Origin of the sequence: Pseudomonas sp. CP-1, from assembly GCF_021213715.1 — a bacterium.
In the GTDB taxonomy this organism is placed as follows: Bacteria; Pseudomonadota; Gammaproteobacteria; order Pseudomonadales; family Pseudomonadaceae; genus Pseudomonas; species Pseudomonas aeruginosa.
This window is the reverse complement of the sequence record NZ_JAJQKY010000003.1, coordinates 193,939-214,932: the sequence shown is the minus strand read 5'-3', so window position 1 is coordinate 214,932 and position 20,994 is coordinate 193,939. Positions and strand designations below refer to the sequence as shown.

The following is a 20,994-nucleotide window of genomic DNA, read 5'->3' as shown; positions in this document are numbered from 1 at the left end:
GATGCGCGACGACCGCGAACTGACCCCGGAACAACTGGCGGCCTTCGGCGCCGAACTCGACGCCCTGCGCCAGCGTACCCTGGCCGATCTCGGCGCGGACGACGCGCGCTACATCCGCCGGGTCCGCGCGGCGGTGCGCGTCTGCTGCTGGAGCGGCAGGGCGCTGCTGATGTTCGGCTGGCTGCCGCCGACCTGGCTGCTCGGTAGCCTGCTTCTCGGCCTGGGCAAGATCCTCGAGAACATGGAACTGGGCCACAACGTCATGCACGGCCAGTACGACTGGATGAACGATCCGGAATTCGCCGGCCGCGCCTACGAGTGGGATATCGCCGGGCCGTCCGACTTCTGGCGGCACACCCACAACCATATCCACCACACCTACACCAACGTGCTGGGCAAGGACGACGACGTCGGCTACGGGGTCGTGCGCCTGTTCCCGGAGCAGCGCTGGAAGCCGTTCTACCGCTGGCAACCGCTGTGGGTGACGCTGCAGGCGCTGCTGTTCCAGTACGCGGTGGCGATCCAGCATCTGCGCCTGGACAAGTACGCCAAGGGGCGCCTGGACAAGGCCGAACTCATGCCGCTGCTACGCCCCCTGCGTGCCAAGCTGGGTCGCCAGTGGACCAAGGACTACCTGCTGTTCCCGCTTCTCGGCCTGTTCGCCGGCGGCTTTGGCGCGGTGTTCGTCGGCAACCTGCTGGCCAACGTGCTGCGCAACCTGTGGACCTTCACGGTGATCTTCTGCGGCCACTTCACCGAGAAGGCGGTGGTCTTCCCGCCCTCGGTGCTGGAGGGGGAGACCCGTGGCCACTGGTACCTGCGCCAGTTGCGCGGCTCCAGCAACCTGGAGGGCGGGCCGCTGTTCCACATCCTGACCGGCAACCTCAGCCACCAGATCGAGCATCATCTCTACCCGGACCTGCCGGCGCGTCGCTACGCCGCGCTGTCCCGCGAGGTCCGCGAAATCGCCCGGCGCTACGGGCAGACCTACAACAGCGGACGCCTGGGACGGCAATTCCTCACTGTCTTGCGGCGCATCTGGGTATATCGGCTGCCGCCGCGCGAGCCGCTCCCGGCGGGGCGCAGCTGAGCCGACGGAACGCTCGCGGCGCCCGTGGCGGGGCCGCTCCGGAGCGGGGATAATGCCGCCCTGTGCGCCGCGACGTGGCTTCCGGCCGCCGCGCGGCGTCGGAGTCTCGCCGAACGCAGGACGGCCTGCGCCCGCGATCGGCCAGCAGCGTCGATCCTTCCCGAACCTATCAATGCTCGGCGGATGCCGGCCGTGGGGCCCGTCCGTCCAGGAACCGTCATGTTCAGCCCGCTCGTCACCTTTCCCGCGCTCTACACCGCCACCCTGCTCATGCTGGCCGGCTCCGGCCTGTTCACCACCTACATCGGCCTGCGCCTGACCCAGGAAGGCGCAGGCGACCTGTGGGTCGGCGGGCTGATGGCGTCCTACTATTTCGGCCTGGTCTGCGGTGGAAAATTCGGACACAAGCTGATCGCCAGCTTCGGCCATATCCGCTCCTACGTGGCTTGCGCCGGGATTGCCACCGTGACCGTGCTGCTGCATGCCCTGGTCGATCAGCTGGAAGTCTGGCTGCTGCTGCGCTTCATCACCGGTGCGGTGATGATGAACCAGTACATGGTGATCGAGAGCTGGCTCAACGAGCAGGCCGAGAGCCACCAGCGCGGCAAGGTGTTCGCCGGCTACATGGTCGCCGTCGACCTTGGCCTGGTGCTCGGCCAGGGCCTGCTGGCGCTGAGCCCGACCCTCGACTACAAGCCGTTGCTGCTGGTCGCCATCTGCTTCGCCTCGTGCCTGATCCCGCTGGCCATGACCCGTCGCGTGCACCCGGCCAAGCTGGTCGCCGCGCCGCTGGAAGTGCGTTTCTTCTGGCAACGCGTGCCGCAGGCGCTGGGCACCATCTTCATCGCCGGCCTGATGGTCGGCGCCTTCTACGGCCTGGCGCCGGTCTACGCCAACCGCAACGGCCTGGATGCCTCGCAATCGAGTTTCTTCGTCGGCATGTGCATCGTCGCCGGCTTCTGTGCGCAGTGGCCGCTGGGCTGGCTGTCCGACCGCCTCGACCGCAGTTGGCTGATCCGCGGCAATGCGGTGCTGCTGTGCCTGGCCTCGATCCCGATGTGGGGGCTGGTGACGCTGCCGTACTGGCTGCTGCTGGCCAACGGGTTCGTTACCGGCATGCTGCTGTTCACCCTCTACCCGCTGGCGGTGGCGCTGGCCAACGACCACGTCGAGCAGCCGCGCCGGGTCGCGTTGTCGGCGATGCTGCTGACCACCTACGGGGTCGGCGCCTGTATCGGCCCGCTGGTGGCCGGCGCGCTGATGCGCCACTTCGGTCCGGGGCTGTTCTACATGCTGGTGTCCGGCTACGCGGTGCTGCTGGTGTTCTGGGTGCAGCCCAAGCGCGTCACCGGCGAACACCGGGTCGACGAGGCGCCGCTGCAACACGTGGCGATGCCGGACACGGTCAGCCCGATGGCCGCCACCCTCGACCCGCGCGTCGAGGAAGTGCCGGAGGAGTTGGTGGTGGAGGCGCCGGCGAATATCGGCCGCTCCGACGGCGAGCCGGACGCCGGCGAGAAGCCCGCTCAGTCCTGAGCCGGGAACGCCAGCTCGAAGCGGATGCGTCCCGGAGCCGGGGCGCTCGCTTCGGCGCGGCCGCCGTGCAGGCGCATGATCGCCTGGACGATGGCCAGGCCGAGACCGCTGGACTGGGCGTCGCTGCGCGCGGCGTCGCCACGGTAGAAACGGTCGAACAGGCGCGACAGCGGCTCGGCCGGCAGCCTGTCGCAGGCGTTCTCCACGCTCAGCAGGAATTCCCCCGAGCGGCGCAGGCCGCGCACTTCGATCAGGCTGTCGGCGCTGGCGTAGCGGATGGCGTTGGCCAGCAGGTTGCTCAGCGCCCGGCGGAACAGTTGCGGATCGGCGCGTAGCTGGCCGCTGATTTGGACGTCGAGGCTCAGCCCACGTTCCTCGGCCAGCCCTTCGAAATACTCCGCCTGGCGCCGCAGTTCTTCGCCCAGGTCCAGGCGGCTGCGCTCCACCGCTGCCCGCACGTCGTCGGCGCGAGCGAGGAACAGGATGCTCTCGACCATCCGTGCGATGCGCTCCAGCTCTTCCTGGTTGGAGGCGATCAGCGCCTGGTACTCCTCGTTGCTGCGTGGCTGGCGCAGGGCCACCTGGCCGTGGCCCATCAGCGAACCGATGGGCGTGCGGATCTCATGGGCGAGGTCGGCGGAGAACTGCTGCAGGCGCTGGTAGCCGTCGTCTAGGCGTTCGAGCATCGCGTTGAACGACTGTGCCACCTGCTGCAACTCGGCAGGCGCGGCGGCGACGTCGAGGCGGGTATCCAGGCTGGTCGGATGGATCTCCGCCGCCTTCGCCGCCAGCGTGCGCAGCGGGCGCAGGCCGTGGCGCAGGACCAGCCAGCCGAGCAGGGCGGTGCCAAGGAACGCCAGCAGCACGGCGGCGATGACCCGGTCGCGGTACTGGGCGAGCATCCGCGTCTCGCCCAGCAGCAGGTGCGCGGCGGTGATCTGCAACGGCTCGCGGCCGCCGACCAGGACCTCGGCGGCGAGCACGCGCATCGGGATGCCGTCGTGGGTCAGTGCGGCGTGCACGACGGACGGATTCAACGCCTGGCCGGCGGCGACCACCCGTAGCGACGGCAGGCGTTCGTGGCGCGGGTTGACCGCGACGATCGGCGCCTCGCCGGGCTGACCGAGGAGCAGGATGTCCTGCTCGTTGCCGAGCATGTTCTCGAACAGACGCGGGCGCGCCTTCAGCTCGGCCAGGGTGAGGTTGTCGCGCAGCAGGTTGCGGAAGTGCTCGACCCGGCCAGCGACCATCACGTCGCTGCGCCGCAGCATCGCCTCTTCCACCGAGCGGTACAGGTAGAAGCCGACCGCGCTGACCACCAGCGCCGCCACCGCGGCGAACAGCAGCGCCGCGTAGAGGGTCAGGGAGCGGCGGGCGGGCACGGGCGCTCCTCGCAGACGTAACCGATGCCGCGCACGGTATGGATCAGCTTGTTCGGGAAGGGATTGTCGACCTTGGCGCGCAGGCGCTTGATCGCCACGTCGACGACGTTGGTGTCGCTGTCGAAGTTCATGTCCCAGACCTCCGAGGCGATCAGGGTGCGCGACAGCACCTCGCCCTCGCGGCGCATCAGCAGGTGCAGGAGGGCGAACTCCTTGTTGGTCAGGGCGATCACCTGCCCCTGGCGGCTGACCTTGCGCCGCAGCACGTCCAGGTGCAGATCGGCCAGTTGCACCTGCTCTGCCTCGCGGACCACGCCGCGGCGCAGCAGGGTACGGATACGCAGCAGCAACTCGGTGAAGGAGAAGGGTTTCACCAGGTAGTCGTCTGCACCCAGTTCGAGGCCGCGGATACGGTCCTGCAACTGGTCGCGGGCGGTGAGGAAGAGCACCGGCACATCGTGCTTCTTGCGCAGCACTTCCATGATCTGCCAACCGTCCAGGCCGGGCAGCATCACGTCGAGGACCACCAGGTCGTAGCGGTTCTCCAGCGCCAGGTAGAGACCGTCGGCGCCGTGCTGCGACCAGTCGACCGCATAGCCCGACTCGCCGAGGCCCTTCTTCAGGTACTCGCCGGTCTTCGTATCGTCTTCGATCACCAGGATGCGCATGTCTCGTTCCCCCTCGTTCGCCGCCATTCTAGCCAGCGCGCGGCGCGGACTCGGTGACATTTTTGTCATGCGAAAGTCATCTCCGGGTACCGCCGGCGGGGCGACCATCGAGGCTCAACCCCACCGAGGATCGACCGATGCTTCGACTCAAGGCTTCCCCCGCGCTGCTCTTCGGCCTGCTCCTGGCCAGTGCCGCCAGCTTCGCCGCGCAACCGCCTGCGGGCATGCTGCAACCGCTGCGCGGCACCATCCAGCAGGCCGCCGACGACCACCTGCAACTGAAGGCCCGCAACGGCCAGCAACTGACGGTCAGGCTCACCGACAAGACCGCGATCCGCGCCGTGTCGCTGGCGAAGCCGGAGGACATCCAGCCCGACAGTTTCATCGGCACCGCCGCCGTGCCGCAGCCCGACGGCACCCTGAAGGCCCTCGAGGTGCATGTCTTCGCCCCCAGCCTGCGCGGCAGCGGCGAAGGCCACCGGCCCTGGGAGAACGCCGATGGCAGCGCCTCGACCATGACCAACGGTACGGTCGGCAACCTGGTGGTCAGCCAGGGCCGGCGCATGACGGTGAAATACGGCGATGGTGAGAAGACTGTGGTGGTGCCGGACGACGTGCCCATCGTCAGCCTGGAGCCGGGCGAGCGCAGCCTGCTCAAGCCTGGCGCCAAGGTCGTGCTGTTCCCGCAGAAGGGCGCCGACGGCAGCCTCACCGCCCTGGCCATCTCGGTCGGCAAGGACGGCGTGACCCCGCCGATGTGAGGTTTCGCCGGGACGGCGCGTCCGTCCCGGCCGGGTTTCCTGGGAGAAAAGCCATGAACCGTGCGTTGCACGCCTGGCCGGTGAGACTCTGCCACTGGCTCAATGCCTATGCCATGGCCTGCCTGATCGGCAGCGGCTGGGGCATCTACAACGCTTCGCCGCTGCTGGATTTCCGTTTTCCCGCCTGGGCTACCCTCGGCGGCTGGCTCGGCGGTTCCATCGCCTGGCATCTCGCCGCCATGTGGCTGCTGCTCGGCAACGGCCTGTGCTACCTCGCCTACGGACTGTCCAGCGGGCATTTTCGTCGCGACTTCCTGCCTTTGAGCGCGGCCGGCGTCTGGCGCGACCTGCGCCTCGCCCTCGGCCTGCGCCTGGTCCATGAGCCGGGCCGCTACAACGCGGTGCAGCGCCTGCTGTACTGGCTGGTCCTGGGGCTCGGCGCGCTGCTGGTGCTGTCCGGGCTGGCGATCTGGAAACCGGTGCAACTGCACGGGCTGACCGTGTTGTTCGGTGGCTTCCAGGGTGCGCGCTGGGTGCATTTCCTGGCCATGGCCGGGGTCGTCGGGTTCGTCGTCGTGCACCTGCTGCTGGTGCTGTTGGTGCCGCGCACCCTGGTGCCGATGATCATCGGACGCGAGTGGCGGCGCGGACGGAGGAGCGAAGGATGAAGGGGCCGGAGAAGAAGCGCGCGAAGATCGCGATCGACCCGTCCAGCGAGCGGCAGATGGTCGATTTGCAACGCCGCCTGCTGTTGCGCGGCGGCCTGTCCCTGGGCGCCCTGGCGATGCTCTCGGGGTGCCGGCTACAGGATGGCGATTCGGTCGACAAGGTACTCTGGGCCATGTCGCGCTGGAACGACCGGGTCCAGGCCTGGCTGTTCAGCCGTACGCGGCTGGCGCCGACCTTCGATCCGTTGCAGGTGGCCTCGCCGTTCCCCTTCAACGCGTTCTACCCGGCCTACAACGTGCCGGAGATCGACCTGCCGGAATACCGCCTGCAGGTTTCCGGGCGGGTCCGCGACAAGCGCCCCTGGAGCCTGGAGCAACTGCGCCGGCTGCCGCAGGCCAGCCAGGTCACGCAACTGATCTGCATCGAGGGCTGGAGCGCGATCGGCCAGTGGAGCGGAGTGCCGCTGCGCACCTTTCTGGAGCTGGTCGGCGCCGACACCTCGGCGAAGTACGTCGGCTTCAAGTGCGCCGACCGCTACTACTCCAGCCTCGACATGCCCAGCGCGCTGCATCCGCAGACCCTGCTGGCGCTGGAGATGTCCGGGCAGGCGCTGCCGGAGGAGAACGGCTATCCGCTGCGCCTGCGGATTCCCACCAAGCTCGGCTTCAAGAACGCCAAGCACGTGGTGGAGATCTTCGTCAGCAACAGCAATCCCGGAGGTTACTGGGAGGACCAGGGCTACAACTGGTTCAGCGGAGTCTGAGGCGGGAGAGTGCGGCTTGCCTCGGGCCATGCGCCCAGCGCGACAGGGATGGGAAAATAGGAAAGCCCGGCATCGAGCCGGGCTTTTCTCGCGCCTTGCGGCGTAACGAGCGGTCAGGCGGTGCGCAGGTCGAAACGGCTCATGCTGCGATGCAGGCGGTCCACGGTCTGTTCGCTGCCGTTGTCGGCCAGGCGGGCTTCGGCCTTGGTCATGTCCTTGTGCAGGCGGTCGATGGTCTGCTCGCTGCCGTTGTCGGTGATGCGCAGTTCGACGCTGGACATGTCCTGGTGCAGCCGGTCGATGGTGCGGCTGGAGCCGTCGGCGGCGAAGGCGGCGTTGGCGGTCAGGGTGGCGAGGGCGAGGCCGAGGATCAGGGAAGCTTTCATGACGGTGACTCCGAGTGGGTTGTCGATTGCGTTGGAGTCATTTTCAGTTCGGATAAGTCGATTTAAAAACGAAGTGCGATGATAGTGTCTATCGACATGGGTGATTATTTGTTTTCTTATTACTTATCAGTAAGTTAATTGATTATTTTTGTGATTTCGCAGATTTCGTAAAGGATAGTTAGCTTTTCTCTATTTAATCGATAAATTGGATAAATAAGGTGAAAAGAAAAGCCGGCGCTGCGGGCGCCGGCTCTCGGACGGGTCTTGCTCTGGAGTCAGGCGAGGTCGTCGAGGATGTCGGCCATGTCGTCCGCGTGTTCTTCTTCCTGGGCCAGGATTTCCTCGAAAATGCGTCGGGTGGTGGGGTCGTCGTTACCGAGGTAGGTGATGATCTCGCGATAGCTGTCGATGGCGATGCGCTCGGCGATCAGGTTCTCGGTGACCATGTCCTTCAGGGTCTTGCCTTCGACGTATTCGGCATGGGAGCGCTCCTCCAGGCCGCGCGGATTGAAGTCCGGCTCGCCGCCCAGTTGCATGATGCGCTCGGCCAACTGGTCGGCATGCTGCATTTCCTGGTTGGCGTGCTCGAGGAACTCGGCGGCGGCGATGCTCGCCTTAAGGCCGGTGGCCATGAAGTAGTGGCGCTTGTAGCGCAGGAAGCAGACCAGCTCGGTGGCGAGCGCTTCGTTGAGCAGGCGCAGGACGGTCTGGCGATCGGCCGAATAGCCTTCGGTGACCGCGCCTTCCTGGATGTTCTTGCGGGCACGGTCGCGAAGGGTCTGGACGTCCGTCAGTTGAACGGTGGTCATCGGTTTTCTCCTTGAGGCTGATCCGGTGAAAAGGGCCGGCTCTGCGGCCGGCTTTTTCTGCTTACCTAAGGTGTGAGTCCCGCGCGGTCGAAAAAGTTTTATCGACCCGCCGCCGAACTGGCCTTTTGCCTGAAATGCGTGGGACGGGGAGCAATGCCGGCGTTTCGCCGGTCCTAACGGAACGGGCCGGCGTATTCGCGCTGGCGAGTCCATGGGCCAGCCTGCACACTGACGGGCTGAGCGAGGCGCGCTGCCGCGCCTGCCCGACAACCGACGCGGCGAAAAGGAGTTGTGCATGACGCGCGGCCGAAAGATCCTGACCTGGAGCCTCGCCAGCCTGGTCCTGCTGCTGGCGGCGTTGGTGGTGTTCATCGCCACCTTTGACTGGAACCTGATCAAGCCCACCCTCAACGAAAAGGTCTCGGCGGCGCTGAACCGCCCGTTCGCCATCAACGGCAACCTCGCCGTGGCCTGGCGCCGCGAGGAGGGCGAGGAAGGCTGGCGCGCCTGGATCCCCTGGCCGCGCTTCAGCGCCGAGGACATCACCCTCGGCAACCCGGAGTGGACGGCGGGCAAGACCAAGGCGAGCGAGTTCGCCAGCCTGGAACGCATCGAATTCCGCCTCGCGCCGTTGCCGTTGCTCTGGCAGACCATCCGCATTCCACAGATCAAGCTGACCCAGCCGCGCGCCGACCTCCTGCGCCTGGCCGACGGCCGCGCCAACTGGGATTTCGACCTGCCTGCCAGCGACAGCGACGAGCCGTCCGCCTGGCAACTGGACATCCGCGAGATCGGTTTCGACAAGGGTAGCGTCAGCCTCGACGACCAGCGTTTGAAGACCCGCCTGGAAGTGCTGGTCGACCCGCTCGGCAAGCCGGTGCCGTTCGGCCAGTTGGCCGGCAAGGCGCTGGCCACGGGCGATGCGGCGAACGCCCAGGACTATGTGTTCGGCTGGAAGGTCAAGGGCACCTACAAGGGCCAGGCTCTGGCCGGCTCGGGCAAGGTCGGCGGGATGCTGGCGTTGCAGGATGCGAGCAAGCCCTTCCCGCTACAGGCCGAGGTCAGTGCCGGCAGCACCCGTGCCGCGGTGGTCGGCACCCTGACCGACCCGCTCAACCTCGGCGCCCTCGACCTGCGCCTGAAGCTGTCCGGGACCAGCATGGCCAATCTCTATCCGCTGACCGGCATCACCCTGCCGGACACTCCGGCCTACTCCACCGACGGACACCTGCTGGCGCGGCTCAAGGAGGAGGGCGGCGCACTGTTCCGCTACGAGAACTTCAACGGCAAGGTCGGCGCCAGCGACCTGCACGGCAGCCTGACCTTCGTCGCTCGCCAGCCTAGGCCGAAGCTGTCCGGAAAGCTGACCTCCGAGCAACTGCGCTTTGCCGACCTCGGCCCGCTGATCGGCGCCGACAGCAATGCCGAGAAACAGAAGCGCGGGCAGACCAGCCGCCAGCCGGGCGACAAGGTGCTGCCGGTGGAGGAATTCCGTACCGAGCGCTGGCGCGACATGGACGCCGACGTGGAATTCACCGGCAAGCGTATCGTCCACAGCGACCAGTTGCCGATCAGCGACCTCTATACCCATCTGGTGCTCAACGACGGCCTGCTGCGCCTGGAGCCCCTGCGCTTCGGCGTGGCCGGCGGCAAGCTGGAGTCGGACATCCGCCTGGACGGCGGCAAGCAGCCGATGCAGAGCCGAGTGAAGATGAGCGCGCGGGGCTTCAAGCTGAAGCAGTTGTTCCCCGGCTTCGCGCCGATGCAGACCAGCTTCGGCGAGCTGAACGGCGACGCCAGTCTCAGCGGCAGTGGCAATTCGGTGGCGAAGATCCTCGGCGGCGCCGATGGCGAATTGAAGATGCTGATCAACGACGGCGCGATCAGCAAGGGCCTGACCGAAATCGCCGGCCTCAATGTCGGAAACTACCTGGTGACCAAGCTGTTCGGCGACGACGAGGTGAAGATCAACTGCGCGGCCGCCGACTTCGGCCTGCAGAAGGGCCTGATGACCAGCCGGCTGTTCGTCTTCGACACCGAGAACGCGCTGGTCAACGTCGACGGCACGGTGAACTTCGCCAACGAGAAGCTCGACCTCGATGTCACCCCGCACAGCAAGGGCCTGCGGATCTTCTCGCTGCGCTCGCCGCTGTACGTGCGCGGCACCTTCGCCAAGCCCGACGCCGGGGTCCACGCCGGGCCGCTGGTGGCGCGCGGCGCGGGAATGATCGCCCTCGGCGTGGCGGTGGGCCCGGCGGCCAGCCTGCTGGCTCTGGTGGCGCCGAGCAAGAGCGACGACAACCAGTGCACCGCCCTGCTGCAACGCATGCGCCAGCCGGCCAAGGCGCCGGCCGGCAAGCGCTGAGTCAGTAGATGGGGATATACAGGTCGACTTGCGAGTTCGGATCCAGCGGTCCGCGGAAACGCTGGTCGTAGTATTCGAAGTCGACCCCCGCCTTGGGCTCCAGGCCGCGTTCGGCGAGCAGGTGGCTGTAGATCGCCTGGAAGCTCTCGGCGATCTGCGGCGCCGTGCCCTTGTGGGTGAACACCGCGTACTTCTGCGCCGGCACCTGGAAGCGCACCATGCCCTCCGGCACCGGCCAGCCTTCCTGCACCTCGAAGCCGGCGACGTAGTGGAATTCACCGTTGGGCTGCTGCGCGCAGATGCCATAGGAGACCTCGGGATCGTGCTTGCCAGCGATCTCGTGCTCGCGCGGGATGAAGCGCTCCCAGAGCTGGCCGATGGTGTCGCCGGGGGCGCTGCCGAAGTATTTCATGCCCACCACGCTGAAGGCGGGACGTTCGACGATTCGTGCATGCATGTTGCGGATCCTCCAGTGGGCGAGCGTCGCCAGGGTTCGGTCGAGTTCCGCCAGCAGGCGCTGGCGGGCGCTTATTTCTTCGCGCAGGGTGTGCTGGTGTCGTTGCAGGAAATGCCGCAGGCGTTGCGGGTCGTCCAGCGCGCCATCGCGTTTCAGGCGGTCGATGGCTTCCAGCGGAACGTCCAGCCGGCGCAGCGCGAGTATGCGCGAGAGCTGCTCGATCTGTTCCGGCTGGTAGTAGCGGTAGCCGTTGTCGCTACCGGTGCGCGCGGGGACGAACAGGCCGATGGCATCGTAGTGGCGAAGCGTCTTGGTGGAGATCTCGAAGATTCGCGCCAGTTGGCCGATGGTGAGCATTTCCGGTTCCTGCTGCGGGATAGCGGCAGACTACGGATTGCCCCTGGGGCAAGGTCAAGGGGTTTGTGCCGGTGCGCACTTTCTCTGAACGTCCGCCGTCGCCTCCCGGTCCCAACAGTGAACCCATCGCAAAGGGAGATATCCCCATGCCCCGTGGCGACAAGAGCAAGTACAGCGACAAGCAGCAGCGCAAGGCCGAGCACATCGAGGAGAGCTACAAGGCCAAGGGTGTGAGCGAATCGGAAGCCGAGGCGCGCGCCTGGGCGACGGTGAACAAGCAGTCCGGCGGCGGCGAGCGCAAGGGCGGTTCCGGCCGCGCCAAGAGCGAGACGGCCAAGCGCGCCGACCGCAAGGACTCGGCCCATCGCGCCGCCCAGGCCCGCTCAGGGAGACCGGCCAACCGCGGCTCGGCGAGCCGTGGCAAACGTCAGGGCAGCACCTCGGTGAGCGAGATGACCCGCGAGGAATTGATGCAGCTGGCGCGCAAGCGCGACATCCGCGGTCGTTCGACGATGCGCAAGGCTGAACTGATCGAGGCCCTGTCCCGGGCCTGAACGCAGACGCCCCGCCTCCGTAAGGAAGCGGGGCGTCGAGCCGTCAGGGGCGGGCGTCGCGCTCGTGGCGGTCCAGCTCGGAGCAGCTCAGGAAGCCCGAGCCGTCGACCTTGCCGCTGCCGTCGAAACTGACGTAGAACGGCTGCTGCTGGCCGTCCTTATTGAGGATGTAGCTGTTGCAGCTCCCCGGTTTCATCAGGCGCTTCTGGGTGCCGGAAGGCGTGCCGCCGATGCGCAGGACTTCCTGCTGGCTCATGCCTTTCTCGACATCCTTGACCAGCGGTTCGTTGCGGAAGGTGATGTAGTTGACCGGGTTCTGCACCTTGGTCGACGCGCAGCCGGCCAGGGTTGCCATCACGAACAGTGCCGCCAGTGACTGCTTGTACATGCTGTGACTCCTTGTGGTTGAGCGGTGCTTGCCAACATTGGAACGCAGGCCCTCGCGCAGAGTTCGCCCGGAATCGCGGCGGATTGCCTCAGACCTTCTCCAGGGCCCGGTGCGGCAAGGGTGGCAGCTGGATATCGATGGCGTCGCCGGGGCGAACCTCGCCGTCTTCCAGGACGATCGCCATCACCCCGGCCTTGCGAATCAGGTTGCCCTGTTCGTCGCGGCCGAGCACGGCGGCGGTCAGTCCGGGCTGGTAGTTGTCCAGCTGCGAGCAGGGATTGCGCAGGCCGGTCAGCTCGACCAGGGCGCTTTCCCCCAGGCGCAGGCGGGTGCCGGTGGGCAGGCCGAGCAGGTCGACGCCACGGGTGGTGATGTTCTCGCCCATGGTCCCTGGGCCGATGGCGAAGCCGCTGGCGCGTAGCTCGTCGTGCAGTTCCTCGTGGATCAGGTGGACCTGGCGTAGGTTCGGCTGGGTCGGGTCCTGCCGCACCCGCGAGCGGTGCTTCACGGTGACGCCGTGGTGGGCGTCGCCCTCGACGCCGAGGCCTTTCAGGAGGCGGATGGCGGGACGCACTTGCTTGCTGAACGCGTGGGTGGCGCAGAGGCTCACCGCGATGACCTGTTGCATGGAACTCCTCCTCGTGCGAAGCGTCAGTCTAGCCGCGAAACATGACGCTTGTCGCAAGCGCACAGGACGCGTTCCCAGCCCCTGCAAAGCCCGCCGCAGTCGCTAGACTTCAGCGCACCTGCATGCGAACGTGCAGCCCTTCAAGGAGAGTTCGATGAATATCCTGCGTATCCCGATGTTCGTATTGGCCATGGCCGTCTCGGCCCATGGTTTCGCTGCCACCGCGCAGCAGGAGAAGATGACCGCCTGCAACGCCGAGGCCACCACCAAGGCGCTCAAGGGCGACGAACGCAAGGCGTTCATGAGCGGCTGCCTGAAGGCCGGCGCGCCTGCCGGCGGCAAGGCCACCGCCCAGCAGGAGAAGATGAAGAGCTGCAACGCCGACGCCAGCGCCAAGTCGCTCAAGGGCGACGAGCGCAAGGCATTCATGAGCAGTTGCCTGAAGGCCGGCGGCAGCGCCAAGGCGGCGACCCAGCAGGAGAAGATGAAGACCTGCAACGCCGACGCCACCGCCAAGGCGCTCAAGGGCGACGAACGCAAGGCGTTCATGAGCACCTGCCTGAAGAAGTGAGCCCCACCCTCGTCGGGCTCGGTGTGGCGGCGGATAACGCCTGTGGCGTTATCCGCCCTGCGGACGGGTGTGGCGTGGTCCTGGCGTAGGGCGGATAACCGCTCGCGGTTATCCGCCATGGCGGGCCCGGTGTGACCTTATCCCCCTATAGGGCAGGGGCACGACCAGGGCGGCTCAGCCATAGCGCTTCTTCGCCTCGATGGCCAGGCCGCTGCCGATGCTGCCGAACAGGTTGCCCTCGACATGACGGGCGTTGGGCAGCATCGCCGAGACGCTCCGGCGCAGCGCCGGAATGCCGCTCGAACCGCCGGTGAAGAACACCGTGTCGACCCGGTCCGGGTCGACCCCGGCCGAGGCCAGCAGTTGCGCGACGCTGTTGCGCACGCGCTCCAGCAGTCCGTCGACGGCGTTCTCGAACAGCCCACGGGTCAGCTCCACGCCGAGCCCGGCCTCGATGCGCTCCAGCGAGAGGTGCAGGCGCTCGGTTTCGGTCAGGCGGATCTTGCTGTCTTCCACCTGCATCGCCAGCCAGTGCCCGGCGCGTTCCTCGATGAGCCTGAAGAGGCGGTCGATGCCGGTGCTGTCGACGATGTCGTAGCGCATGTTCTTCAGCGCCAATTGCGACTTCTGCGCGTACACCGCGTTGATGGTGTGCCAAGTGGCCAGGTTCAGGTGGTAGCTGGTGGGCATGAAGGCGTCGCTCTTCATCCGGCTGCCGTAGCCGAACAGCGGCATCACGCCTTCCAGGCTGAGCTGCTTGTCGAAGTCGGTACCGCCGATGTGCACGCCGCCGGTGGCCAGGATGTCGTCTTGGCGCTCGGCCAGGTTGCGCCGCTCCGGCGCCAGGCGCACCAGGGAGAAGTCCGAGGTGCCGCCGCCGATGTCGACGATCAGGACCAGTTCCTCGCGCTGGATGCCGCGCTCGTAGTCGAAGGCCGCGGCGATCGGTTCGTACTGGAAGGAAACCTCCTTGAAGCCGAGCTTGTTGGCCACCTGCACCAGGGTGTCCTGGGCCTCGCGGTCGGCCTCCGGGTCGTCGTCGACGAAGAACACCGGGCGACCCAGCACCACCGCGTCGAAGGCTTGCCCGGCGGCGGCCTCGCCGCGCGCCTTGAGCTGGCCGATGAACAGGCCGAGCAGGTCCTTGAACGGTAGGGCGCTGCCGAGCACGGTGGTCTCGCTCTTCAGCAGCTTGGAGCCCAGCAGGCTCTTCAGCGAGCGCATCAGCCGGCCCTCGTAGCCCTCCAGGTACTCGCCGAGCGCCTGGCGGCCGTAGACCGGGCGGCGCTCCTCGACGTTGAAGAACACCACCGAGGGCAGGGTGATCTTGCCGTCCTCCAGCTCGATCAGCGGTTCGACCTCCGGCCGCCACCAGCCGACGGTGGAGTTGGAGGTGCCAAAATCGATGCCCAGGGCGCGGGCGGCGGTGCTCGGGTTCATGGCGCGAAACGGTCCGGGAAAAAAACGGCCGCGCAGTGTATGCGAGAGCGTCGCGGATTTCACCGCCGGCGATCGGCAGGAAGCGTCCTGGGACGTCCGTGCGGGCCGCCCCGACCTTTGTATACGGATTTGCCAAGGGGCCCGCGCATGGTGCTATGTTGGCGCTGCTTTCCCACTCCGTCTTGCCGTGTTGTCCTGGATTTCGTCATGCATAGAGCCTCACACCATGAGTTGCGTGCGATGTTTCGCGCGCTGTTGGACTCCTCCCGTTGCTACCACACCGCTTCCGTGTTCGATCCCATGTCGGCGCGCATCGCCGCCGACCTCGGCTTCGAGTGCGGCATCCTCGGCGGTTCGGTGGCTTCCCTGCAGGTCCTGGCGGCGCCGGACTTCGCCCTGATCACCCTCAGCGAATTCGTCGAGCAGGCCACCCGCATCGGCCGGGTGACGCGCCTGCCGGTGATCGCCGACGCCGACCACGGCTACGGCAACGCGCTGAACGTAATGCGTACGGTGGTCGAACTGGAGCGCGCCGGAATCGCTGCGCTGACCATCGAGGACACCCTGCTGCCGGCGCAGTTCGGGCGCAAGTCCACCGACCTGATCTGCGTCGAGGAAGGCGTCGGCAAGATCCGCGCGGCCCTGGAGGCGAGGGTCGACCCGGCGTTGACCATCATTGCCCGGACCAACGCCGAACTGATCGACGTCGATGCGGTGATCCAGCGCACCCTGGCCTACCAGGAAGCCGGCGCCGATGGCATCTGCCTGGTCGGCGTGCGCGACTTCGCCCACCTCGAGGCGATCGCCGAGCACCTGCACATCCCGCTGATGCTGGTCACCTACGGTAATCCGCAACTGCGCGACGACGCCCGCCTGGCGCGGCTCGGTGTGCGTGTCGTGGTCAACGGCCACGCCGCCTATTTCGCCGCGATCAAGGCGACCTACGACTGCCTGCGCGAGGAGCGCGGGGCGGTGGCCTCGGACCTGACCGCCTCGGAGCTGTCGAAGAAGTACACCTTCCCCGAGGAATACCAGGCCTGGGCCCGCGACTACATGGAAGTCAAAGAGTAGGCGACCTCAGGCCAGGCGCTGGCGCAACGCCTGGTACAGCGGTAGGTCGCGTTCGTACTGGCCGGGAACCAGGGCGTGGCGGTGCTCGGCGAGCATGCCCAGGTAGTCGTCCACCGCCGTGCGGTAGCTGGCCAACTGGTCGGTGGCCAGGGGCTGGCCGGCCATGGCGCGGATGTCGAAAGCCCATTGCAACCCGTCGCGGGCGTTCGAATAGGCGGCGCCGTCCATGCCGGCGGTGAGCGCCAGCCACTGGTCGAGGAAGGCCTGCGGTGCGTCGCGCGGGGGGAAGTGGCGGATCTTCGCGGCGCCCACCTCGGTGATGCCGTCGCCGTCCAGGTCGACGCTGTAGCCTTCCGGCAGCAGCAGGTTGCGCGCGCCTTCCTCGCTCAGCGCCTCGACCCGGATCGGCTCGGCCAGGCCCATGTTGCGCTGCAGCGCCTGCAGGTCGTCGGCGCCCAGGCGGGCGAGGAAGCCGCGGGCGTCCAGTTGCGCGCCGTTTTCGCAGGCGCGGTTGAGCACATGGGCGAAGCGCAACTGGTCTTCCAGGCTGACGCCGCGCACCCGGCTGTATTCCAGCTGGGTGGCGCCGAGGGTGTCGGCCAGCGCCCCGGCCTGCTCCGCGCTGCCTTCGGCGGCGACCGCGAGGCGCGCGTAGGCGGCCTGGAAGTCGCGCTGGAAATCCTGGTCGGGAGTGCGGGTCATCAGCTGCCGCTGGGCCAGGCTCGGAGAGCTGGAGGCTGAGTCGATCTTCATGTCCGGGTCGTCCTTGAGGCCGAGGAGAGAGAGCGCGTTACCCTACGCGCTGGTGGCGGCGCCCGCCAATGCGCAGAAGGTCGCAGGGCGACAGTCTGGTTCAGGATCGCCCGGAGCGCTCGCGTCGCTTGCGTTCGCGGTAGGCGGCCTGGTTGGCCAGGCGCCGCTGCGCCGAACCGGGGCGGTTGGCCGACTGGGCGCGGTACAGGCGCTGGGCGTAGACCAGTTCCATGTAGCGTTGCATCGCCCGGCTGTTGAACAGCAGCCAGGCACAGGCGCCGCCGCCGAGCGCCACCAGGCCCGACGTCTCGCCGCTGGCCAGGCGCAGCAGGAGCCCGGCGCCGACCAGCAGCAGGCTGGCGTCGCGGGCCAGGCGCGGGCCGAGGCTGGCGCCGCGGGAGAGCAGGGCGATCAGCCACAGCCAGGCCGCCAGCAGCGGCAGGGCGGAGAGCCAGCCCAGCGGCTGCAAAGGAGCCTCCGGCAATGCCAGGCGCAGCGCGGCAAGACCCAGCGGCGCGGCACCGAGCAGCAGCGCCAGGCTGCCGAGCAGCGGTGCGTAGAGACCGGGATGACGGCGCGGATACAGGCCGTGCAGTTGCCGGACGCTATAGCGGTCCTCCGGCGCCGGCAGGGCGAACGGATCGCCGGCGAGCGCGGCGTCGAGCTGGCGGCCCTGGTCGATCAGGTGGGCGAGGCGGCGGAACGGTCCCATCATGCGGTGTACCTTCAGGCTTGGCTGGCGATTGTGCCACGCCAGGCCGATGGTCGCGCCGCCCTTGCAAAGCCGCGGGCGAACGCCCATATCTGGAGGTTCCAGGGTTTCAGCCAGAGGAGTCAGTCATGGCCAGCGGGTGGGCGAACGACGGTGCGGTGCAGGAACAGATCGACAGCACGATCGAGGATGCCATCGCTCGTGCGCGCAGCCAGTTGCCCCGTGGCGAGAGCCTGACCCATTGCGAAGAGTGCGACGCGGCGATCCCCGAGGCGCGGCGCCGGGCGATTCCCGGCGTGCGCCTGTGCGTCAACTGCCAGGCCGAGCACGACAGGGAACAGGCGAAGTTCAGCGGCTACAACCGCCGCGGCAGCAAGGACAGCCAGTTGCGCTGAAGGCCTGCCTCAGTTTTCCCGATAGCGTTCCTTCACCCATTGCTCCACCGGCGACAGGGTGCGCATCCCCACGCCCAGCGGATCGTCCAGGTCATGCTGGCTGGAGGCGGTCCAGCGCGGGTCGATGAAGGACCAGGCCAGGCCCGCCGGGCCCTGGTCGCGGTAGGTACCGAAAACGTCGTTGAGGCCCAGCGGCTCCGCGTTGCGCAGCCACTGCCCGTTGAAGCCGTCGCCGTTGATGGTGCGGTCCGAGATCCAGCGACCGTCGTCGTAATGGAAGGCCATCACTCGCCAGCGATGCTCGCACCAGTGGCAGGCGTCGTCGTCGACGTAGAAGGCTTCGACGAAGATTTTCTTCCCGCCGATGTCGAGGAAGGTCGAGTAATCGTCGGTATGGCGCGGGGCCAGGCTCAGTCGGCTGCCATCGCCGAGGTCGATGAAGCGATCGGGGGCGTAGGGCGAGCGCGGCGAAAGGCTCATCAGGACCCTGGCGTAGTCGTCCCGCTGCGGCGGGTCGGCGACCAGTGCCTGGCGCTCCGCGGCGGTCAGCGCGAAGCGCTCGCTGCCTCGGCCGACCACGTCTTCCAGCTGACGCTGGTCGCGCGGCAGGGTGCCGTCGAGGCCGGCGTACAGGTTGACCGCCTGGATGAACCGGGCGACGTCGATGTCGAGCATTTCCGGATAGCCGGAATGGGCGGTCAGCGCGCCGTCCTTCAGGTCGTAGATCACCGACCAGCGCGTCCCTCCCGAACCGCCGGCGTAGGACAGGTAGCCCAGGCGCAGTTCGTCGCGGCCGTCGCCGTCGTAGTCGGCGACTTCCAGTTGGCTGAGGCTGAACAGCTGGGGGAAGGCATAATCGGTTTCGAACTGCTCGCGCGGTTTCCGCTTCGCGTCCGGATCGAAGGGGACCAACTGGATCTTCCGGTATTCCCGGAGGCTCAGCTCGACCATGTTCTTCTGGATATCCAGGAACGGGGAGAGGTTGAGCAGCGAGGAGAGGAGGCCGGGTTCGGCGATGTAGAACACCTTCACCAGCGGCAGGTTGGTCCGTCCCTGGTTCCGCTCCAGGCGCTCGATGACCTGGTCGTCCATGGCGAAGGCCTTGCCGACGAAGCGCCGATTGCCGTAGGCGACCAGGAATTTCTCACCGAAGCCGAGCAGGTCGGCGCCCTTGATCTCCACCTCGTAGTCCGCCGGAAAGCGCGCGAGGATGGCTTGGCGCAGCATCACGTCCTTCTTGCTGATGGGAATCTCGCCGTACTGGTAGAGCTGGTAGGTCCAGTAGAGAAAGTAGCTGACCACGACGATGGCCGTCGCCTGGAAGGCCTTGGCCAGATACGGGGTGGAAGCGTTGCGGGACGATTGGCGGGAGGACATGGACGGACTGCCGGCGGCTGCGGGGAGGCGCCATTGTCGCCGCTAGTGCCGACAAGCCAAGCTGTCCGAACGGAGCGGTCGACGTCCCGGCGTGGCGCCGGGACCCGTCGCGTGGGAATCAGAACAGGAAATAGCGCTGCGCCATCGGCAGCACGTCCGCCGGTTCGCACCAGAGCAACTGGCCGTCGGCGCGTACCTGGTAGTTCTGTGCGTCGACCTCGATGGTCGGCAGGTAGCCGTTGTGGATCAGGTCGGTCTTCTGCACACCACGACAGCCGCTGACCACGCCGATGGCCTTGCGCAGGCCGAGCTGCTGCGGTACGCCGGCGGCGAAGGCGGCCTGGCTGACGAAGGTCAGGCTGGTCGCGTGACGGCTGCCGGCGTAGCTGGCGAACATCGGCCGGTAGTGCACCGGCTGCGGCGTGGGGATCGAGCCGTTGATGTCGCCCATCAGGCTGGCGGCGATGGCCCCGCCCTTGAGGATCAGGCTCGGCTTGACGCCGAAGAAGGCCGGGCGCCAGAGCACCAGGTCGGCCCACTTGCCGGCTTCGACGGAGCCCACTTCATGGCTGATGCCGTGGGTGATCGCCGGGTTGATGGTGTACTTGGCGATGTAGCGCCTGGCGCGGAAGTTGTCGTTGCGCGCACCGTCGCCGTCGAGGCGGCCGCGCTGGCGCTTCATCTTGTCGGCGGTCTGCCAGGTGCGCGTGATCACTTCGCCGACCCGGCCCATGGCCTGGCTGTCGGAGCTGATCATGCTGAACGCGCCGAGGTCGTGGAGGATGTCCTCGGCGGCGATGGTCTCGCGGCGGATGCGTGACTCGGCGAAGGCCACGTCCTCGGCGATGGCCGGGTCGAGATGGTGGCAGACCATCAGCATGTCCAGGTGCTCGTCGATGGTATTGCGGGTGAACGGCCGTGTCGGGTTGGTCGAGCTGGGCAGCACGTTGGCGAAGCCGCAGGCCTTGATGATGTCCGGTGCGTGGCCGCCGCCGGCGCCCTCGGTGTGGTAGGTGTGGATGGTGCGGCCCTTGAAGGCGCCGAGGGTGGTCTCGACGAAGCCGGATTCGTTGAGGGTGTCGGTGTGGATCGCCACCTGGATGTCGTGGCGCTCGGCCACCTCCAGGCAGTTGTCGATCGCCGCCGGGGTGCTGCCCCAGTCCTCGTGCAGCTTCAGGCCGATGGCGCCGGCGAGCACCTGCTCCTCCAGCGGCAGCGGCAGGCTGGCGTTGCCCTTGCCGGTGAAGCCGATGTTCATCGGGAAGGCGTCGGCGGCCTGGAGCATCCGCGCCATGTGCCAGGGACCGGAGGTGCAGGTGGTGGCGTTGGTCCCGGCGGCGGGGCCGGTGCCGCCGCCGATCATGGTGGTGACGCCGCTCATCAGCGCCTCTTCGATCTGCTGCGGGCAGATGAAGTGGATGTGCGTGTCGATGCCGCCGGCGGTGAGGATCATGCCCTCGCCGGCGATCACCTCGGTGCCGGCGCCGATGGCGATGTTCACCCCGGGCTGGATGTCCGGGTTGCCGGCCTTGCCGATGGCCTGGATGCGCCCGTCCTTGAGACCGACGTCGGCCTTGACCACGCCCCAGTGGTCGAGGATCAGCGCATTGGTGATCACCGTGTCGACCACCTGCGCCGCGCCCAGCTGGCTCTGGCCCATGCCGTCGCGGATGACCTTGCCGCCGCCGAACTTCACTTCCTCGCCATAGACGGTGAAGTCCCGTTCCACCTCGAGCCACAGGTCGGTGTCGGCCAGGCGCACGCGGTCGCCGACGGTGGGGCCGAACATGTCGGCGTAGGCTTGTCTGCTGATTTTCATCGAACGCTCCTTTGGCGATCGTCGGTGTTCGCTGTCTTTGGTC

The 20,994-nt window shown here is 67.4% G+C and carries 22 protein-coding genes; 10 read left to right on the top strand and 12 right to left on the bottom strand.

Annotated elements, in window-relative coordinates:
• Position 1 precedes the first annotated feature (1 nt).
• Positions 2-1,090 carry a fatty acid desaturase DesB gene (gene desB / locus LT948_RS07970; protein ID WP_003110929.1) on the top strand — a complete coding sequence of 363 codons (1,089 nt, stop codon included), beginning with the start codon at positions 2-4 and terminating at the stop codon, positions 1,088-1,090.
• Between the two features lie 219 nt (positions 1,091-1,309).
• Entirely contained in the window at positions 1,310-2,626 is a 1,317-nt protein-coding gene (locus LT948_RS07965; protein ID WP_003095519.1) for an MFS transporter, read from the top strand.
• Here LT948_RS07965 and LT948_RS07960 read toward each other — a convergent pair.
• Positions 2,617-4,008, bottom strand: coding sequence for a heavy metal sensor histidine kinase (locus tag LT948_RS07960; RefSeq protein WP_058169810.1), 1,392 nt, complete (start codon positions 4,006-4,008; stop codon positions 2,617-2,619). The genes LT948_RS07965 and LT948_RS07960 overlap by 10 nt on opposite strands.
• Positions 3,987-4,676 carry a heavy metal response regulator transcription factor gene (locus LT948_RS07955; RefSeq protein WP_003123548.1) on the bottom strand — a complete coding sequence of 230 codons (690 nt, stop codon included), beginning with the start codon at positions 4,674-4,676 and terminating at the stop codon, positions 3,987-3,989. Before LT948_RS07955 ends, LT948_RS07960 begins: the two co-directional genes overlap by 22 nt.
• 137 nt (positions 4,677-4,813) lie before the next feature.
• On the opposite strand from LT948_RS07955, the gene LT948_RS07950 reads away from it, so the two are divergent.
• The 3 genes from LT948_RS07950 to LT948_RS07940 are packed head-to-tail and all read left to right on the top strand — an operon-like array spanning position 4,814 to position 6,869.
• Positions 4,814-5,437, top strand: coding sequence for a hypothetical protein (locus LT948_RS07950; RefSeq protein ID WP_003095513.1), 624 nt, complete (start codon positions 4,814-4,816; stop codon positions 5,435-5,437).
• 53 nt (positions 5,438-5,490) lie between these two features.
• Entirely contained in the window at positions 5,491-6,105 is a 615-nt protein-coding gene (locus LT948_RS07945) for a cytochrome b/b6 domain-containing protein (RefSeq protein WP_009314324.1), read from the top strand.
• Complete coding sequence (locus LT948_RS07940) at positions 6,102-6,869, top strand: molybdopterin-binding protein (RefSeq protein WP_009314323.1); 768 nt, start codon at positions 6,102-6,104, stop codon at positions 6,867-6,869. Before LT948_RS07945 ends, LT948_RS07940 begins: the two co-directional genes overlap by 4 nt.
• Positions 6,870-6,982: 113 nt before the next feature.
• Here the strand turns inward: LT948_RS07940 and LT948_RS07935 are convergent, their stop codons facing one another.
• Entirely contained in the window at positions 6,983-7,255 is a 273-nt protein-coding gene (locus LT948_RS07935) for a hypothetical protein (RefSeq protein WP_019486058.1), read from the bottom strand.
• Between the two features lie 275 nt (positions 7,256-7,530).
• Positions 7,531-8,064 carry a ferritin-like domain-containing protein gene (locus LT948_RS07930; RefSeq protein ID WP_003095503.1) on the bottom strand — a complete coding sequence of 178 codons (534 nt, stop codon included), beginning with the start codon at positions 8,062-8,064 and terminating at the stop codon, positions 7,531-7,533.
• Positions 8,065-8,359: 295 nt separating this feature from the next.
• Between LT948_RS07930 and LT948_RS07925 the strand changes: the two genes are divergently transcribed.
• Entirely contained in the window at positions 8,360-10,429 is a 2,070-nt protein-coding gene (locus LT948_RS07925) for an AsmA family protein (protein WP_003110936.1), read from the top strand.
• A gap of 1 nt (position 10,430) precedes the next feature.
• On the opposite strand, the gene brlR is transcribed toward LT948_RS07925, so the two are convergent.
• A complete protein-coding gene (gene brlR / locus LT948_RS07920; RefSeq protein ID WP_073657203.1) occupies positions 10,431-11,243 on the bottom strand; it encodes a c-di-GMP-binding multidrug transporter transcriptional regulator BrlR in 813 nt (270 codons plus the stop codon).
• Between the two features lie 146 nt (positions 11,244-11,389).
• Here brlR and LT948_RS07915 point away from each other — a divergent pair, with 146 nt between their 5' ends.
• Complete coding sequence (locus LT948_RS07915; RefSeq protein ID WP_003095492.1) at positions 11,390-11,797, top strand: Rho termination factor N-terminal domain-containing protein; 408 nt, start codon at positions 11,390-11,392, stop codon at positions 11,795-11,797.
• Between the two features lie 43 nt (positions 11,798-11,840).
• Here the strand turns inward: LT948_RS07915 and osmE are convergent, their stop codons facing one another.
• A complete protein-coding gene (gene osmE, locus LT948_RS07910; protein ID WP_003095488.1) occupies positions 11,841-12,185 on the bottom strand; it encodes an osmotically-inducible lipoprotein OsmE in 345 nt (114 codons plus the stop codon).
• Between the two features lie 88 nt (positions 12,186-12,273).
• Positions 12,274-12,813 (bottom strand): MOSC domain-containing protein, encoded by a 540-nt coding sequence (locus LT948_RS07905; RefSeq protein WP_003095483.1) that lies wholly within the window; start codon positions 12,811-12,813, stop codon positions 12,274-12,276.
• 154 nt (positions 12,814-12,967) lie between these two features.
• On the opposite strand from LT948_RS07905, the gene LT948_RS07900 reads away from it, so the two are divergent.
• Positions 12,968-13,384, top strand: coding sequence for a PsiF family protein (locus tag LT948_RS07900; protein ID WP_003095479.1), 417 nt, complete (start codon positions 12,968-12,970; stop codon positions 13,382-13,384).
• 174 nt (positions 13,385-13,558) lie between these two features.
• Here LT948_RS07900 and LT948_RS07895 read toward each other — a convergent pair whose 3' ends face one another.
• The gene (locus LT948_RS07895; RefSeq protein WP_003095476.1) at positions 13,559-14,824 is read right to left on the bottom strand and encodes an Hsp70 family protein; all 1,266 of its coding nucleotides are present in this window, start codon (positions 14,822-14,824) and stop codon (positions 13,559-13,561) included.
• Between the two features lie 207 nt (positions 14,825-15,031).
• On the opposite strand from LT948_RS07895, the gene LT948_RS07890 reads away from it, so the two are divergent.
• On the top strand, positions 15,032-15,895 hold the full coding sequence (locus tag LT948_RS07890) for an isocitrate lyase/PEP mutase family protein (RefSeq protein ID WP_003135385.1): 864 nt from the start codon (positions 15,032-15,034) through the stop codon (positions 15,893-15,895).
• A 6-nt stretch (positions 15,896-15,901) separates the two neighbouring features.
• On the opposite strand, the gene LT948_RS07885 is transcribed toward LT948_RS07890, so the two are convergent.
• Positions 15,902-16,648, bottom strand: coding sequence for a hypothetical protein (locus tag LT948_RS07885; protein ID WP_003095466.1), 747 nt, complete (start codon positions 16,646-16,648; stop codon positions 15,902-15,904).
• 100 nt (positions 16,649-16,748) lie between these two features.
• Complete coding sequence (locus LT948_RS07880; RefSeq protein WP_073657205.1) at positions 16,749-17,363, bottom strand: hypothetical protein; 615 nt, start codon at positions 17,361-17,363, stop codon at positions 16,749-16,751.
• A gap of 125 nt (positions 17,364-17,488) precedes the next feature.
• On the opposite strand from LT948_RS07880, the gene LT948_RS07875 reads away from it, so the two are divergent.
• Complete coding sequence (locus LT948_RS07875; protein ID WP_003095462.1) at positions 17,489-17,755, top strand: DksA/TraR family C4-type zinc finger protein; 267 nt, start codon at positions 17,489-17,491, stop codon at positions 17,753-17,755.
• Between the two features lie 9 nt (positions 17,756-17,764).
• Here the strand turns inward: LT948_RS07875 and LT948_RS07870 are convergent, their stop codons facing one another.
• Complete coding sequence (locus LT948_RS07870) at positions 17,765-19,132, bottom strand: hypothetical protein (protein WP_003110941.1); 1,368 nt, start codon at positions 19,130-19,132, stop codon at positions 17,765-17,767.
• Between the two features lie 118 nt (positions 19,133-19,250).
• Positions 19,251-20,951: an urease subunit alpha gene (gene ureC / locus LT948_RS07865; RefSeq protein ID WP_003095453.1), complete on the bottom strand. Its 1,701-nt coding sequence runs from the start codon at positions 20,949-20,951 to the stop codon at positions 19,251-19,253.
• Positions 20,952-20,994 lie beyond the last annotated feature (43 nt).

Excerpts from the sequence above, each read along its gene's own strand:
- LT948_RS07915 (WP_003095492.1), top strand. The coding sequence starts at position 11,390 with ATGCCCCGTGGCGACAAGAGCAAGTACAGCGACAAGCAGCAGCGCAAG.
- LT948_RS07900 (WP_003095479.1), top strand. The coding sequence starts at position 12,968 with ATGAATATCCTGCGTATCCCGATGTTCGTATTGGCCATGGCCGTCTCG.
- LT948_RS07885 (WP_003095466.1), bottom strand. The coding sequence starts at position 16,648 with ATGAAGATCGACTCAGCCTCCAGCTCTCCGAGCCTGGCCCAGCGGCAG.
- LT948_RS07880 (WP_073657205.1), bottom strand. The coding sequence starts at position 17,363 with ATGATGGGACCGTTCCGCCGCCTCGCCCACCTGATCGACCAGGGCCGC.
- ureC (WP_003095453.1), bottom strand. The coding sequence starts at position 20,951 with ATGAAAATCAGCAGACAAGCCTACGCCGACATGTTCGGCCCCACCGTC.
- LT948_RS07930 (WP_003095503.1), bottom strand. The coding sequence starts at position 8,064 with ATGACCACCGTTCAACTGACGGACGTCCAGACCCTTCGCGACCGTGCC.
- LT948_RS07890 (WP_003135385.1), top strand. The coding sequence starts at position 15,032 with ATGCATAGAGCCTCACACCATGAGTTGCGTGCGATGTTTCGCGCGCTG.
- LT948_RS07905 (WP_003095483.1), bottom strand. The coding sequence starts at position 12,813 with ATGCAACAGGTCATCGCGGTGAGCCTCTGCGCCACCCACGCGTTCAGC.
- LT948_RS07875 (WP_003095462.1), top strand. The coding sequence starts at position 17,489 with ATGGCCAGCGGGTGGGCGAACGACGGTGCGGTGCAGGAACAGATCGAC.
- LT948_RS07895 (WP_003095476.1), bottom strand. The coding sequence starts at position 14,824 with ATGAACCCGAGCACCGCCGCCCGCGCCCTGGGCATCGATTTTGGCACC.
- LT948_RS07870 (WP_003110941.1), bottom strand. The coding sequence starts at position 19,132 with ATGTCCTCCCGCCAATCGTCCCGCAACGCTTCCACCCCGTATCTGGCC.
- LT948_RS07950 (WP_003095513.1), top strand. The coding sequence starts at position 4,814 with ATGCTTCGACTCAAGGCTTCCCCCGCGCTGCTCTTCGGCCTGCTCCTG.
- LT948_RS07945 (WP_009314324.1), top strand. The coding sequence starts at position 5,491 with ATGAACCGTGCGTTGCACGCCTGGCCGGTGAGACTCTGCCACTGGCTC.
- brlR (WP_073657203.1), bottom strand. The coding sequence starts at position 11,243 with ATGCTCACCATCGGCCAACTGGCGCGAATCTTCGAGATCTCCACCAAG.
- LT948_RS07955 (WP_003123548.1), bottom strand. The coding sequence starts at position 4,676 with ATGCGCATCCTGGTGATCGAAGACGATACGAAGACCGGCGAGTACCTG.
- LT948_RS07965 (WP_003095519.1), top strand. The coding sequence starts at position 1,310 with ATGTTCAGCCCGCTCGTCACCTTTCCCGCGCTCTACACCGCCACCCTG.
- osmE (WP_003095488.1), bottom strand. The coding sequence starts at position 12,185 with ATGTACAAGCAGTCACTGGCGGCACTGTTCGTGATGGCAACCCTGGCC.
- desB (WP_003110929.1), top strand. The coding sequence starts at position 2 with ATGCGCGACGACCGCGAACTGACCCCGGAACAACTGGCGGCCTTCGGC.
- LT948_RS07925 (WP_003110936.1), top strand. The coding sequence starts at position 8,360 with ATGACGCGCGGCCGAAAGATCCTGACCTGGAGCCTCGCCAGCCTGGTC.
- LT948_RS07940 (WP_009314323.1), top strand. The coding sequence starts at position 6,102 with ATGAAGGGGCCGGAGAAGAAGCGCGCGAAGATCGCGATCGACCCGTCC.
- LT948_RS07935 (WP_019486058.1), bottom strand. The coding sequence starts at position 7,255 with ATGAAAGCTTCCCTGATCCTCGGCCTCGCCCTCGCCACCCTGACCGCC.